Raw genomic sequence first — 13,980 nt, forward strand, 5'->3', positions numbered from 1 at the left:
CGCCTCACCGCATCCGAGGTCGCTGTCCGCAGGGGACGGACCAGACGTGAAGTGGCGGCGTACCTACCCTGCCTGCTTCCGCAAAGCGGTCAGCGTGTCGATCCTGTTCGTCGTGATCGAGTCCGCTCCCAGGGTCAGCAGCCTCCGCATCGACCGCCCCGTGTCCGGTGTCCACACCGACAACAGGTAGCCCTCCCGGTGGACCCGGTGGGCCAGGTCGCGGTCGACGAGGGAGAAGCGGTAGTTGAGGTAGCGGGGGCGGATCGCGGTGAGGACGGGGGGGCGGGGGTGGGCCGTGGTGGTCCAGGTGAGGGCGAGTTCGGCGGCGGGGGCGGCCGCGCGGAGGGTGAGGAGGGACTCCGCGCCCGCTGAGTAGTAGACGCGGTCCTCCGCGCCCGACTGGCGGACCGCGTCCAGTACCCGGTCCGCCACGCGAGGGGTCACGCCGCCGCAGAGGTCCGCCATGACCCGGGTGCCCTCCGTGGCGGAGAGGGCTTCAGCCAGGGTCGGGATGCCGCCCGCCGTCAGTTCCGTCACCCGGGACGCCGTGAGGGACGACAGCGGGCGGTCTATCTCCCACAGGCGGTTCAGGTTGTCGTCGTGCAGCAGGACGGGTACGCCGTCGCGGGTGAGGCGTACGTCCACCTCGACCGCGTCCGCGCCCCGGTCCAGCGCGGAGCGCAGCGAGGCGAGGGTGTTCTCGCGGAAGCGGTAGGGGTCACCGCGGTGTGCGACGGCGGTCCAGGTCTGCATGGCCGTCATTCTGGCAGCCGGACGGGTGCCCGGGGATCAGCCCGCCGGCCACGCCTCCGTGTACGCGTCGATCTCCGCCGAGATCCGCTCCTTGCCCGCCGCGTCCAGGAACGACGCCTCCACCGCGTTCTTCGCCAGCGCCGCGAGACCCCGCTCGTCCAGGTCCAGCAGACGGGCCGCGATCGCGTACTCCTTGTTCAGGTCCGTGCCGAACATCGGCGGGTCGTCGGAGTTGACGGTGACCAGGACGCCCGCCTCCACGAACTGCTTCAGCGGGTGCCGGTCGAGGGTGGGGACCGCGCGGGTGGCGATGTTGGAGGTCGGGCAGACCTCCAGGGCGATGCGGTGCTCGGCCAGGTGCGCGAGAAGCTCCGGGTCCTGGGCCGAGCTGGTGCCGTGGCCGATGCGTTCCGCGCCCAGCGTTATCAGGGCGTCCCAGACCGTCTGCGGGCCCGTCGTCTCGCCGGCGTGCGGGACCGAGTGGAGGCCGGCCGCCCGCGCGCGGTCGAAGTACGGCTTGAACTGCGGACGGGGTACGCCGATCTCCGGGCCGCCGAGGCCGAAGGAGACCAGGCCCTCCGGGCGTACGCGGTCGTCCGTCGCGAGCCGGAGCGTCTCCTCCGCCGACTCCAGCCCGGCCTCGCCGGGGATGTCGAAGCACCAGCGCAGCACGGTACCGAAATCGGCCTCGGCGGACTTGCGGGCGTCCTCGATCGCGTCCATGAAGGCCCGGTCCTCTATACCGCGCCGCACCGAGGAGTACGGGGTCACGGTCAGCTCGGCGTACCGGACCTGCTGCCGGGACATGTCCCGGGCGATCTCGTACGTCAGCAGCCGGACGTCCTCCGGGGTGCGGACCAGGTCCACGACCGACAGGTACACCTGGATGAAGTGCGCGAAGTCGGTGAACGTGAAGTACCGCGCCAGCGCCTCCGGGTCCGTCGGGACCTTGGAGTCGGGGTGCCGGGCGGCCAGTTCCGAGACGATGCGCGGGGAGGCGGAACCGACGTGGTGGACGTGCAGTTCGGCCTTCGGCAGTCCGGCGATGAAAGCGTGCGGATCGCGGGCGGCGCTGCGCTCGGTCAAGGGGTCCTCCCCGGGGAAAGGCGCCCGTGGACCAGGGGTGGTGGTCCGGGCGCGGGTGATCGGCTGATCGGTGGTGCGCAGACATCCTAGGACGGGCCAGGGGGCGTCCAGGTCGGTCAGGGGCAGCTCCCCGCGGGGCGAGGGGCAGCTCTCTGCGGCACACGAGGCGGCTCTACCATGGGCTGACACACCATGTGGGGGGATGAGGACGTGACGGAGCAGACGCAGCCCGACGACGGACGAGGCGCGGCGGGGCAGGGGGCGGGGTCCGATCCGTGGGCGCCCCCGCAGGGACCCTCCCTCCAGAAGCACCAGCAGGGCCCGCAGGACCGGACCCCGCACTCCGTCCACGACCAGGCCACGATGGCCGCCATGCCCGCAGTCGGCTCGGGCCCCCACCCGGGCCCCGCCGTGCCCCCGCAGCACAGCGGCCCCGGTGTCCCGCCCCCGCCGATCGCCCCGCACGGCCCCGGCGTCCCGCACTTCCCCCCGCCCGCCCCGGCGCACGGCGCCCCCACACCCCCGGCCGGCTACGGCTACCCGAGCTACCCCGGCCCCCAGCACCACCCAGGTCCCCAGCACTACCGAGGTCCCCAGCACTACCCCGGCCCCCCGGGCTACCCCGGCGCCCCGAACCCCGGCGGCTACCCCCCGCCCCCGGCCTACGGCTGGCCAGGCGTCCCCATGGGTCCCGGCCCGCAGAACACCGCGGGCACCGCCGCCCTGGTGCTCGGCATCCTCTCCATCGTCCTGTTGTGCCTCTACGGCGTCGCCTCCATGGTCCTCGGTGTCGTCGCGGTGATCCTCGGTGTCCAGGGCCGCAGGCGTGCCGACCGGGGTGAGGCGACCAACCGCGGGCAGGCCCAGGCGGGCTTCGTGCTCGGCATCATCGGCATCGTGATGGGCGTGGCCGTGCTGGCGTTCGTCATCGGCCTGTTCGCCTTCGTACAGCACCGGGAGGACAGCCGGCCGGACGAGCCCACCGGCACCTCCTACGACTCCGCGCCCTGGGTCCCGGCGCCCGCCTCACCCCGCAGCTGACCGAAGCCGTGCCCGAGCCTCCATCAGGGCGAAGCCCAGGAGGTTCGGCCCCTTCCAGCGGGCCGGGTCGGACGCGCCCTCGTCCCGCGCGCTGAGCCCGATCCCCCACACGCGGTCCACCGGGCTCGCCTCCACCAGCACCCGCTCACCCGTGCCGAGCAGGTACTCCCGCAGGCCGGGATGGGCGGCGAACTTGTGCACGCTGCCCTCGACGACGATCCCGAACCGCTCCCGGCGCCATATCTCCTCGTCGAAGCCCCGGACCAGCCGTCCCGCCTTCTTCGCCCCGGCCGGAGGTCCCGAGGCCAGGACCAGCCGCTCGGCGTCCGGGTCGGCGAAGAGGCGCGCCTTGCCCGCCATCATCCAGTGCTCGGCCGTCGCGTACCCGACCCCGTCCACCGTGAACGGCGCCGGCCACCACTGGCTCAGGCATCCCGCGCCCACGCTCCCGTCCCGCTGCGGGCGGTGCCCCCAGAAGTGCAGGTACTTCACGGGCGTCCCCGCCCGGACCGCGCCGATCAGCGCTTCCACCCCGTCGATCTTCCCCATGCACCGAAGTGTGGCAGCCGCCACCGACATTCCGTCCGGCACCGAAAGCCCTGAGTAGACAGCCCGCCGACAGATTCCGTCGCGTAACCAAAAGGCAACAACGGAATCCCTTGTTGCACTCCCTCTCCTCTGTCAGGATCGGCACTCAAATCGAGCTGGAGCCACGCCACCCGGCCCCCGAAGGGGTGTCCGGCGGAGGAGAGCGACATGCACAGACCGGGCAACGCCATCCCGGAACGATTTCCCGCACGCGACCGCTTCGCCGAGGGCGCGCAGTTCGTCGCGGGCCGCCTCGCGCCGGGCACCTCGGGCCGTACGCAGGCGGTGACCGACCCCGCGACCGGCGAGGAGGTGTACCGCTACGAACTCGCCGGGGAGAGCGACGTCGACGCGGCCGTGGCCGCCGCGCGCGCCGCGTTCCCCGGCTGGGCCGCCGCCACGCCGGGCGAGCGCTCCGACGCGCTGAACCGTTTCGCCGCCGTGCTCGCGGACCGGGCCGAGGAGTTCGCCCGCGCCGAGTCGCTCCAGTGCGGCAAGCCGCTGAAGCTCACCCGCGAGTTCGACATCCCCGGCACCATCGACAACACCGCCTTCTTCGCGGGCGCCGCCCGGCAGCTCCAGGGGCAGTCGGCGGGGGAGTACTCCGGCGACCACACCTCGTACGTCCGGCGCGAGCCCATCGGGGTCGTCGGGTCGATCGCGCCCTGGAACTACCCGCTCCAGATGGCCGCGTGGAAGGTGCTCCCGGCCGTCGCGGCGGGCAACACCATCGTGCTCAAGCCCGCCGAGCTGACCCCGCTCACCTCGCTGCTGTTCGCTCAGGCGGCCGTCGACGCGGGCATCCCCGACGGTGTGATCAACATCGTCAGCGGGACCGGGCCCGGCGCGGGGGAGCGGCTGGTCGGGCATCCGGACGTGGCGATGACCTCGTTCACCGGGTCCACGGCGGTCGGGCGCAGGGTTGCCGAGATCGCCACGGCCACCGTGAAGCGGCTCCATCTGGAGCTGGGCGGCAAGGCGCCCTTCGTGGTGTTCGACGACGCCGACCTGGAGGCCGCCGCCAACGGCGCGGTCGCGGGGGCGCTCATCAACACCGGCCAGGACTGCACGGCCGCCACCCGCGCCTATGTGCAGCGCCCGCTGTACGAGGCGTTCGTGGAGCGGACCGCCGCGCTGATGGAGACCGTGCGGCTCGGCGACCCCTTCGCGCCCGGCACCGACCTCGGCCCGCTCGTCTCGCACGCCCACCGCGACCGCGTCGCCGCCTTCGTGGACCGGGCCCGCGCCTACGCGACCGTGGTCACCGGCGGCGAGGCCCCCGGCGGGGGGCTGAAGAGCGGCGCCTACTACCGGCCCACCCTGGTCACCGGCGCCGCCCAGGACAGCGAGATCGTCCAGGCGGAGATCTTCGGCCCGGTGCTGGTCGTGCTCCCCTTCGACACCGACGACGAGGGTCTGCGGCTGGCCAACGACACGCCGTACGGGCTCGCCGCCTCCGCCTGGACCGGCAATGTCTACCGCGCCCAGCGGGCCACCCGCGAACTGCGCGCCGGGTGCGTGTGGATCAACGACCACATACCCATCATCAGCGAGATGCCGCACGGCGGCTACAAGGCGTCCGGCTTCGGCAAGGACATGTCGGTGTACTCCTTCGAGGAGTACACCCAGGTCAAGCACGTCATGTTCGACAACACGGCGGCCGTCCGCAAGGACTGGCACCGCACGGTCTTCGGGGACCGCCCCTAAGCGTCCCGTTCTCCGAAAGGGCACCACGCGTATGGATCAGTACGAGCCCGGCCGCCTCACCCCGCCCCAGCTGGCCGCCGTGCGGCGCAGTCTGCGGAGCGGGCGGGCGGCCCTGACCCGCCGGTCGCTGCTGCGGGCGTCGGCCACAGGCGCGCTCATGGCCGGCGGCCTCGGAGCCCTCAGCGCCTGCGGCATCCCGGCGGCCGGACGTACCCCCGGCGGCACCGCGGCCGACGACCGCTCGGCCCGGGAGAAGACGGTCAACTTCTCCAACTGGACCGAGTACATCGACGTGGACGACAGCGGCAAACACCACCCCACGCTCGAAGCCTTCCAGCGCAGGACCGGGATCGCGGTCCGGTACACCGAGGACATCAACGACAACAACGAGTTCTTCGGCAAGATCAAGCCGCAGCTCGCCGCCGGCCAGGAGACCGGCCGCGACCTGATCGTGCTCACCGACTGGCTTGCCGCCCGGCTGATCCGGCTCGGCTGGGTGCAGAGGCTGGACCCGGCGAACCTCCCGCACGCCTTCGCCAGTCTCTCGCCCCAGTTCCGCACCCCCGACTGGGACCCGGGACGCGCCTACTCCTACCCCTGGCAGGGCATCTCCACGGTCATCGCCTTCAACAAGAAGGCGCTGGACGGCATCGAGGTGAGATCCGTCTCCGACCTGCTCGACAACCCGAAGCTCAAGGGCCGGGTCGGCTTCCTCTCCGAGATGCGGGACAGCATCGGGATGACCCTGCTCGACATGGGCAAGGACCCGGCCGACTTCACCGACGACGACTACGACGCGGCGACGGCCCGGTTGCAGAAGGCCGTCGACAAGGGCCAGATACGCCGCTTCACCGGCAACGACTACACCGCCGACCTCGCCAAGGGCGACTTCGCGGCCTGTGTCGCCTGGGCCGGGGACGTGGTCCAGCTCAAGGCGGACAGCCCCGATGTGGACTTCGTCATTCCGGACAGCGGCTATGTCACCTCGACGGACAATATGCTGATTCCCAACAAGGCGCGTCATAAGACGAACGCCGAGCGGCTGATCGACTTCTTCTACGAACCCGAGCAGGCCGCCGCACTCGCCGCCTACATCAACTACGTCACTCCGGTCGACGACGTGAAGCCCTGGCTTGCGAAGATCGACCGGGACGCGGCGGACAACCCGCTGATCGTCCCCGACAAGGCCATGCAGGCGAAGTCCCACGCCTTCCGCTCCCTGAGCCAGAAGGAAGAGACGGCCTACGAAGAGAAGTTCGCGAAGCTCACAGGGGCGTGACGAGGATGAAGACGACGACAGACGGCAGCGGCGACGTCCGCCTCTCCGGCATCGGCAAGACGTACGGCTCCTTCACCGCCGTGCACCCGCTGGACCTCACCGTGCCCCAGGGCTCCTTCTTCGCGCTGCTCGGCGCCTCCGGCTGCGGCAAGACCACCACCCTGCGCATGATCGCGGGGCTGGAGGAGCCGACCTCCGGGACCGTGCACCTCGGCGACCTGGACGTCACCGGGCTGCCCCCGTACAAGCGGCCGGTCAACACGGTCTTCCAGTCCTACGCGCTCTTCCCGCACCTCGACATCTTCGAGAACGTCGCCTTCGGTCTGCGCCGGCGCGGCATCAAGAGCGTCAAGAAGCAGGTCGGGGACATGCTGGAGCTGGTCCAGCTCGGGGAGCAGGCGCGCAAGAAGCCGCACCAGCTCTCCGGCGGCCAGCAGCAGCGCGTCGCGGTCGCCCGCGCCCTGATCAACCACCCCAAGGTGCTCCTGCTGGACGAGCCCCTCGGCGCCCTCGACCTCAAGCTGCGCCGCCAGATGCAACTGGAGCTGAAGCGCATCCAGACCGAGGTGGGCATCACCTTCGTCCACGTCACGCACGACCAGGAGGAGGCCATGACCATGGCCGACACGGTCGCCGTGATGAACGCGGGCCGGGTCGAGCAGCTCGGCTCGCCCACGGAGCTGTACGAGAACCCGCGCACCACCTTCGTCGCCAACTTCCTCGGCACCTCCAACCTGATCGAGGCGGAGGTCGACTCCCGCGGCGGAGGCGACATCACGCTGCGCGCCGGGGACGGCAAGCTGCTGCTGCCCGAGGCGCGATGTCAGGCCCCCGCGCCCACCGGCGGCAAGCTGCTCGTCGGCATCCGCCCCGAGAAGATCGCGCTCACCCATGCCGACGACGCGGGGTCGGTCCCCGAGGGCCGCAACCGCCTCACCGGCACCATCGCGGACGCCGGCTTCATCGGTGTCTCCACCCAGTACGTGATCGACAGCCCGGTCGCGGGCGCCCTCGCGGTGTACGCCCAGAACGTGGAGCGGGACACCCGGCTCGTCCCCGGCGCCGCGGTCGTCCTGCACTGGAACCCGGCGCACACCTTCGCGCTCGACGCCGCCCAGGACATCGAGGCGGGCACCGAGGAAGAGGCGGCCGTCTGATGTCCACCCTCACCGAGGCGCCCCCGCCGCTCGCCCCGCCCGAGCCCGCGAAGCCACTCCGGGGGCGCGGCCGGTTCACCCCGTACTGGCTGCTGCTGCCCGGCATCCTGTGGCTGATCGTGTTCTTCGCGCTGCCGCTGGTCTACCAGGCGTCGACCTCGGTGCAGACCGGGTCGCTGGAGCAGGGCTACAAGGTCACCTGGCACTTCGCCACCTACTGGCACGCGTTTGCCGAGTACTGGCCGCAGTTCGTCCGCTCGGTGCTCTACGCTGCCGCCGCGACCGTGCTCTGCCTGCTGCTGGGCTATCCGCTGGCCTACCTGATCGCGTTCCGGGCCGGGCGCTGGCGGAACCTGATCATGATCCTGGTGATCGCGCCGTTCTTCACCAGCTTCCTGATCCGCACCCTCGCCTGGAAGACGATCCTCGCCGACAGCGGGCCTGTGGTGCACGCGCTGGACACCCTGCACGTGCTGGACGTGACCGGCTGGCTCGGCTGGACGGCCGGCGACCGGGTGCTGGCCACCCCGCTGGCGGTGGTGTGCGGGCTGACGTACAACTTCCTCCCCTTCATGATCCTGCCGCTGTACAGCTCGCTGGAGCGGATCGACGGACGGCTGCACGAGGCGGCCGGGGACCTGTACGCGCGGCCCTGGACCACCTTCCGCAAAGTGACATTCCCGCTGTCGATGCCCGGCGTGGTCTCCGGCACCCTGCTCACCTTCATCCCGGCGGCCGGTGACTACGTCAACGCCGAGCTGCTCGGCTCCACCGACACCCGCATGATCGGCAACGTCATCCAGACCCAGTTCCTGCGCGTGCTGGACTATCCGACGGCAGCCGCGCTCTCCTTCATCCTCATGGCCGCGATCCTGGCCACGGTCACGCTCTACATCCGCCGGGCCGGGACGGAGGACCTCGTCTGACATGGCCGTCTTCACCTGGCTCAAGCGCCGTCTCGTCGTCGTCGCGGGACTGCTGACGCTCGCCTATCTGCTGCTGCCGAACATCGTCGTGACGGTGTTCTCCTTCAACAGGCCCAAGGGCCGCTTCAACTACGAGTGGCAGCACTTCTCCACCGACGCCTGGCAGGACCCGTGCGGGGTCGCCGACATGTGCGGCTCGCTCGGGCTCAGCCTCCAGATCGCCCTGTGGGCCACCATCGGCGCCACCGCGCTCGGCACGATGATCGCCTTCGCGCTGGTCCGGTACCGGTTCCGGGCGCGCGGCGCGGTCAACTCGCTGATCTTCCTGCCGATGGCGATGCCCGAGGTCGTCATGGCCGCCTCGCTGCTCACCCTGTTCCTCAACATGGGCGCCCAGCTCGGCTTCTGGACGATCCTGATCGCCCACATCATGTTCTGCCTGAGCTTCGTCGTCACCGCGGTCAAGGCGCGCGTGATGTCGATGGACCCGCGTCTGGAGGAGGCCGCCCGCGATCTCTACGCGGGACCGGTGCAGACCTTCTGGCGGGTCACCCTGCCCATCGCGGCACCCGGGATCGCCGCGGGCGCGCTGCTGTCCTTCGCGCTCTCCTTCGACGATTTCATCATCACCAATTTCAACGCGGGCTCGACCGTCACCTTCCCCATGTTCGTCTGGGGCTCGGCACAGCGCGGAACGCCCGTTCAGATCAACGTCATCGGGACGGCCATGTTCCTGGTCGCCGTACTGTTCGTGCTGGTCTCGATGCTCGTCACCCACCGACGCGGTCAACAGAAGGCATAGAGCCCTGTAGGGAGTTGAAATCATGGCCCCTGGCGCCATGAGTCGTGGAAAAGGCAACTGGATCGCTTCCCTCGCCGAGGCCCAGCCGGTCCCCTACTGGCTGGAGGACCCCGGCAAGCCGCACCCCGAGCCCGCCCTCACCGGCGCCGACACCTGCGACCTGCTCGTGGTCGGCGGCGGCTACAGCGGACTGTGGAGCGCGCTGAACGCGAAGGAGCGTGACCCCCGCCGGGACGTGGTGCTGCTGGAAGGGCGCGAGGTGGGCTGGGCCGCCTCGGGCCGCAACGGAGGCTTCTGTGCCGCCTCCCTCACCCACGGCCTCGCCAACGGCCTGGCCCGTTGGCCCGACGAGATCGGCCGGCTCCACGAACTCGGCACCCGCAACCTCGACGGGATCGAGGCGGCGCTCGCCCGGCACGGCATCGACTGCGACTTCGAGCGCACCGGCGAGATCGACGTGGCCACCGAGACCTACCAGGCGTGGGAACTGCGCGACTGGCACCGGGAGCTTCAGGACAAGGGCCTGGCGGACGGCGTGGAGTTCCTCGACCGGGACGCCCTGCGCGCCCAGGTCGGCTCGCCCACCTTCGAGGCCGGACTGTGGGACCACCGGGGCGTCGCCCTGCTGCACCCGGCCAAGCTCGCCTGGGGCCTGAAGCGGGCCTGCCTCGCCCTCGGGGTCCGGGTGTACGAGCACACACCGGCCCTGTCCCTGAAGCCGTACGGCGCCGGGATGGAGGCCGGCACCCCGTACGGCACGGTCCGGGCCCGCAAGGTCGCGCTCGGCACCAACATCTTCCCCAGCCTGCTGCGCCGGGTCCGCTCTTACACGGTGCCGGTCTACGACTACGCGCTGACCACCGAGCCGCTGAGCGCCGAGCAGCTCGACTCGCTCGGCTGGCGGAACCGCCAGGGACTCGGGGACTCCGCCAACCAGTTCCACTACTTCCGGCTGACCCCGGACAACCGGGTGCTGTGGGGCGGCTACGACGCGATCTACCCGTACGGCGGCCGGGTGCGCGCGGAGTACGACGACCGGCCGGAGACGTACGCCAAGCTGGCCGGGCACTTCTTCACCTGCTTCCCGCAGCTGGAGGGCGTCCGCTTCACCCATGCCTGGGGCGGCGCCATCGACACCTGCTCCCGGTTCTCGGCGTTCTTCGGCACCGGTCATCAGGGCCGGGTCGCCTACGCGGCGGGCTACACCGGGCTCGGCGTGGGCGCGACCCGCTTCGGCGCCGATGTGATGCTGGACCTGCTGGACGGGGCGGACACCGAGCGGACCCGCCTCGAGATGGTCCGCAGGAAGCCGCTCCCCTTCCCGCCCGAGCCGTTCGCCTGGACCGGGATCGCGCTGACCCGCTGGTCGCTGGCGCGGGCGGACGCGCACGGCGGGCGGCGCAATCTGTGGCTGCGGGCCATGGACCGGCTGGGGCTCGGGTTCGACAGCTAGGCCCCTGACCCAGGTCACCCAGGTCACTCGAAAGAGGCCGGGGAACCCGCGTAATGCGGGCGGCCCCACCTCCCTCTCCTTCGCAGACGCGCGTGTCCGCGAACGAGAGGGAGGTCTGTTCCATGACAGGGGCGAAGACTGCGGTCGAGTGGCTGGCATCCGTCGCGCCGGACCCGGAGACCTGCCGGTGGCAGTGGGAGCGCAGCCCGCTGGGGGTCGTCCTGCTGCCCGCCGGGAAAGCCTGGGACGTGCTCGTACTGCCGGGTGAGCTGGGCTGTCCGACGCTGGACGTGCTCACCCGCGTCCTCGACCGGCCCGGCCCGGTGCTGGCCGACTCCGGTGACGACCGGGTGGGCTTCTTCGTGCCGCCCGGAACGGCCGCCCGCTGGCTGGGTACCGGCATCCGCGCGGCCGGGTCCGGCACCTGGATCGTCGTGCCGTACCCCGGCCGGGCGACCCGGGGGGTGCGCTGGCTGGTGCCGCCGGACGGGTCGGGCACGCTCACCGACCCGGCGCTGCTGGAGCTGGCGATGCACGAGGCGGCGGCCACGCTGGCGAGCGAGGAGGACGGGCGCCGCTCGTGACCGCTCGACGAGGACTGCTCGACGAGGACTGCTTGGCGGGAACTTCTTGACAACTGAATTGGTCTGGACCAAGTTGGGTGCACCCTCGACCTCCAACTCCCCCATGCCTGGAGGCATTTGTGGACCGTTCCCGACCCCTGGTCGCATTCCTCACGGTCATGGCTCTCGCCGTGCCCGGCAGTGCCGCGCTCTCGTCGGCCGCCCGCGCGGCCGACGCGGACGCCGTGGTCGACGGCGGCTTCGAGTCCGGGCTCTCCCCCTGGACCTGCACCGCCGGCGCCACCGTCGACTCCCCTGTGCACAGCGGCGCCGCGGCGCTGAAGGCCACGCCGGAGGGCAGCGACAACGCCCAGTGCGCCCAGACGGTGTCCGTCAGACCCAACTCCCGGTACACGCTGGCCGGCTGGGTACGCGGCTCCTACGTGTACCTCGGTGCGAGCGGCACCGGCACCACCGACGTCTCCACCTCGACCCAGTCCGCCCCCGACTGGCAGAAGCTCGCCACCACCTTCACCACCGGCGCCGACACCACCAAGGTCACGGTCTACACCCACGGCTGGTACGGCACCGGCGCATACTACGCCGACGACATCTCCCTCACCGGCCCCGGCGGCGGCACCACCACCCAGCCGCCCACCGTGCCGACCGGGCTGAGGACCGGCACCGTCACCGCCACCTCCGTCGCGCTCACCTGGACCCCGGTGACCGGCGCGACCGGCTACGCGGTCTACCGGGACGGCGTCAGAGTCCAGACGGTGAGCGGCACCTCGGCCACCGTGAGCGGCCTGAACCCCTCGACCGCGTACGCCTTCCAGGTCACCGCGAGCAACGACGCGGGGGAGTCCGCCCGGTCCGCCACGGTGACCGCGACCACCCCGGCCCGCGGGGACGGCGGGGGCGGGGGCGGCGGCACGCAACTGCCCGCCCACGCCCTGGTCGGCTATCTGCACGCCAGCTTCGCCAACGGCTCCGGCTACACCCGCGTGGCCGACGTGCCCGACAGCTGGGACGTCATCGACCTGGCGTTCGGCGAGCCCACCTCGGTCACCTCCGGCGACATCCGCTTCAACCGCTGCCCGGTGTCCGAGTGCCCGAACGTGGAGAGCGACGCCGACTTCAAGGCCGCCATCAAGGCCAAGCAGGCGGCGGGCAAGAAGGTGCTGATCTCCATCGGCGGCCAGAACGGCCAGGTCCAGCTCACCACCACGACCGCCCGTGACGCCTTCGTCTCCTCCGTCTCCAAGATCATCGACCAGTACGGTCTCGACGGCCTCGACATCGACTTCGAGGGCCACTCGCTCTCCCTGAACACCGGCGACACCGACTTCAGGAACCCGACCACCCCGGTGATCGTCAACCTGATCTCCGCGCTGAAGACCCTCAAGGCCAAGTACGGCACCAGGTTCGTGCTCACCATGGCCCCGGAGACGTTCTTCGTGCAGAACGGCTACCAGTTCTACGGCAGCGGCAAGTGGGGCGGGCAGGACCCGCGCTGCGGCGCCTACCTCCCGGTCATCCACGCCTTGCGGGACGACCTCACCCTGCTGCACGTCCAGGACTACAACTCGGGCCCGATCATGGGTCTGGACAAGCAGTACCACTCCATGGGCGGAGCCGACTTCCACATCGCCATGACCGACATGCTGCTCACCGGCTTCCCGGTCGCGGGCGACGCGAACAACGTCTTCCCGCCGCTGCGCCCCGACCAGGTCGCCATCGGCATGCCCGCCTCGGTCAACGCGGGCAACGGCTACGTCGCCCCGGCCGAGGTCACCAAGGCCCTGGACTGCCTGACGAAGAAGACGAACTGCGGCTCGTACGCGCCTCACGGGACCTGGCCCGCGCTGCGGGGTCTGATGACCTGGTCGGTGAACTGGGACCGGTTCGCGGGCTGGGAGTTCCAGCGGACCTTCGACTCCTACTTCGGCTGAGCACCTGGGCCAGGCAGGTCAGCAGCACCGCGCCCAGGCACCAGGACGCCAGCACGTCCAGCGGCCAGTGCCAGCCCCGCCGCACCAGCCCGTACGACACCGCGAGCACCAGGGCGGCCGGGACACCGACCGCCGCGCGGCGTGCGGCGCGGGTGCGGCACCAGGGGAGGAGGAGCAGCGCCGAGGCGCCGTACGCCACGGCCGCCGTCGCGGTGTGGCCGGAAGGGAAGTAGCCGGTGGCCGGGGGCACCTCGGGGGTCCCCGGCCGCGCGGTCCACAGCTTCAGCGGGACCACGATCGCCGGGAGCACCGCCATCAGCAGCGCGGCAGCCGAGGGCGGCAGCCACCAGCGGGGCACCCCGGCGCTCCGGCCGCGCAGGGCCGCGTACCCGAGGGCGAGCACCAGCACGGGTACCGCCACCGCGATCTCGCCGAGGTCGGAGAGGAGTTCGGAGAAGCGGTCCGGGTGGACCAGGCCGTTGCTGAGCCGGGCGTCCAGCGCGAGCAGCGGCCCGTGTGCCAGCACCTGCCAGGTGAGCAGCGTGAACAGCAGCGCCGGGAGGCACAGCGACAGGGCGGCGGCGAGGGCGAGGCGGCGGGCGGGAGTGGACACCGGGCCAGCTTCGCATGCGCACGGACGGCGAGAAGGAGGTCGGCCGCCCCGGAACAGGGG

At 71.4% G+C, this 13,980-nt stretch carries 12 protein-coding genes and 1 pseudogene; 9 read left to right on the forward strand and 4 right to left on the reverse strand.

Features of this window, described 5'->3' with window-relative positions; genetic code table 11:
* Nucleotides 1-63: 63 nt before the first annotated feature.
* Entirely contained in the window at nucleotides 64-753 is a 690-nt protein-coding gene (locus tag ACFWN1_RS08240; RefSeq protein WP_384359308.1) for a glycerophosphodiester phosphodiesterase, read from the reverse strand.
* A 36-nt stretch (nucleotides 754-789) separates the two neighbouring features.
* Nucleotides 790-1,920, reverse strand: a complete 1,131-nt coding sequence (locus tag ACFWN1_RS08245; protein WP_384359319.1) for an adenosine deaminase — start codon at nucleotides 1,918-1,920, stop codon at nucleotides 790-792.
* 129 nt (nucleotides 1,921-2,049) lie between these two features.
* Here ACFWN1_RS08245 and ACFWN1_RS08250 point away from each other — a divergent pair, with 129 nt between their 5' ends.
* Nucleotides 2,050-2,880, forward strand: coding sequence for a DUF4190 domain-containing protein (locus ACFWN1_RS08250; RefSeq protein WP_384359309.1), 831 nt, complete (start codon nucleotides 2,050-2,052; stop codon nucleotides 2,878-2,880).
* On the opposite strand, the gene ACFWN1_RS08255 is transcribed toward ACFWN1_RS08250, so the two are convergent.
* Entirely contained in the window at nucleotides 2,866-3,429 is a 564-nt protein-coding gene (locus ACFWN1_RS08255) for an NADAR family protein (protein ID WP_384359310.1), read from the reverse strand. The genes ACFWN1_RS08250 and ACFWN1_RS08255 overlap by 15 nt on opposite strands.
* 207 nt (nucleotides 3,430-3,636) lie before the next feature.
* On the opposite strand from ACFWN1_RS08255, the gene ACFWN1_RS08260 reads away from it, so the two are divergent.
* From ACFWN1_RS08260 to ACFWN1_RS08295, 8 genes are all read left to right on the forward strand, one after another.
* Nucleotides 3,637-5,175 carry a gamma-aminobutyraldehyde dehydrogenase gene (locus ACFWN1_RS08260; RefSeq protein ID WP_384359311.1) on the forward strand — a complete coding sequence of 513 codons (1,539 nt, stop codon included), beginning with the start codon at nucleotides 3,637-3,639 and terminating at the stop codon, nucleotides 5,173-5,175.
* A 31-nt stretch (nucleotides 5,176-5,206) separates the two neighbouring features.
* Complete coding sequence (locus ACFWN1_RS08265; RefSeq protein WP_384359312.1) at nucleotides 5,207-6,454, forward strand: spermidine/putrescine ABC transporter substrate-binding protein; 1,248 nt, start codon at nucleotides 5,207-5,209, stop codon at nucleotides 6,452-6,454.
* Between the two features lie 5 nt (nucleotides 6,455-6,459).
* Nucleotides 6,460-7,611: an ABC transporter ATP-binding protein gene (locus ACFWN1_RS08270; RefSeq protein WP_384359313.1), complete on the forward strand. Its 1,152-nt coding sequence runs from the start codon at nucleotides 6,460-6,462 to the stop codon at nucleotides 7,609-7,611.
* Nucleotides 7,611-8,537, forward strand: coding sequence for an ABC transporter permease (locus ACFWN1_RS08275; RefSeq protein WP_384359314.1), 927 nt, complete (start codon nucleotides 7,611-7,613; stop codon nucleotides 8,535-8,537). The genes ACFWN1_RS08270 and ACFWN1_RS08275 overlap by 1 nt, the downstream gene beginning before the upstream one ends.
* 1 nt (nucleotide 8,538) lies before the next feature.
* Entirely contained in the window at nucleotides 8,539-9,339 is an 801-nt protein-coding gene (locus tag ACFWN1_RS08280) for an ABC transporter permease (RefSeq protein ID WP_384359315.1), read from the forward strand.
* A 22-nt stretch (nucleotides 9,340-9,361) separates the two neighbouring features.
* A complete protein-coding gene (locus ACFWN1_RS08285; protein WP_384359316.1) occupies nucleotides 9,362-10,792 on the forward strand; it encodes an NAD(P)/FAD-dependent oxidoreductase in 1,431 nt (476 codons plus the stop codon).
* Nucleotides 10,793-10,914: 122 nt separating this feature from the next.
* The gene (locus tag ACFWN1_RS08290) at nucleotides 10,915-11,376 is read left to right on the forward strand and encodes a hypothetical protein (RefSeq protein ID WP_384359317.1); all 462 of its coding nucleotides are present in this window, start codon (nucleotides 10,915-10,917) and stop codon (nucleotides 11,374-11,376) included.
* A gap of 158 nt (nucleotides 11,377-11,534) precedes the next feature.
* On the forward strand, nucleotides 11,535-13,307 hold the full coding sequence (locus tag ACFWN1_RS08295) for a chitinase (RefSeq protein ID WP_384359320.1): 1,773 nt from the start codon (nucleotides 11,535-11,537) through the stop codon (nucleotides 13,305-13,307).
* A 55-nt stretch (nucleotides 13,308-13,362) separates the two neighbouring features.
* On the opposite strand, the pseudogene ACFWN1_RS08300 reads toward ACFWN1_RS08295, so the two are convergent.
* A pseudogene (locus ACFWN1_RS08300) lies at nucleotides 13,363-13,623 on the reverse strand (phosphatase PAP2 family protein); the annotation flags it as partial.
* Between the last annotated feature and the right edge of the window lie 357 nt (nucleotides 13,624-13,980).

It is taken from the genome of Streptomyces sp. NPDC058459 (assembly GCF_042721685.1).
Lineage (GTDB): Bacteria > Actinomycetota > Actinomycetes > Streptomycetales > Streptomycetaceae > Streptomyces.

What these genes read in the sequence shown, in the direction of transcription:
- ACFWN1_RS08240 (WP_384359308.1), bottom strand. Translation starts at nt 753, where the DNA reads ATGCAGACCTGGACCGCCGTCGCACACCGCGGTGACCCCTACCGCTTC.
- ACFWN1_RS08255 (WP_384359310.1), bottom strand. Translation starts at nt 3,429, where the DNA reads ATGGGGAAGATCGACGGGGTGGAAGCGCTGATCGGCGCGGTCCGGGCG.
- ACFWN1_RS08260 (WP_384359311.1), top strand. Translation starts at nt 3,637, where the DNA reads ATGCACAGACCGGGCAACGCCATCCCGGAACGATTTCCCGCACGCGAC.
- ACFWN1_RS08265 (WP_384359312.1), top strand. Translation starts at nt 5,207, where the DNA reads ATGGATCAGTACGAGCCCGGCCGCCTCACCCCGCCCCAGCTGGCCGCC.
- ACFWN1_RS08270 (WP_384359313.1), top strand. Translation starts at nt 6,460, where the DNA reads ATGAAGACGACGACAGACGGCAGCGGCGACGTCCGCCTCTCCGGCATC.
- ACFWN1_RS08275 (WP_384359314.1), top strand. Translation starts at nt 7,611, where the DNA reads ATGTCCACCCTCACCGAGGCGCCCCCGCCGCTCGCCCCGCCCGAGCCC.
- ACFWN1_RS08280 (WP_384359315.1), top strand. Translation starts at nt 8,539, where the DNA reads ATGGCCGTCTTCACCTGGCTCAAGCGCCGTCTCGTCGTCGTCGCGGGA.
- ACFWN1_RS08285 (WP_384359316.1), top strand. Translation starts at nt 9,362, where the DNA reads ATGGCCCCTGGCGCCATGAGTCGTGGAAAAGGCAACTGGATCGCTTCC.
- ACFWN1_RS08290 (WP_384359317.1), top strand. Translation starts at nt 10,915, where the DNA reads ATGACAGGGGCGAAGACTGCGGTCGAGTGGCTGGCATCCGTCGCGCCG.
- ACFWN1_RS08295 (WP_384359320.1), top strand. Translation starts at nt 11,535, where the DNA reads ATGGCTCTCGCCGTGCCCGGCAGTGCCGCGCTCTCGTCGGCCGCCCGC.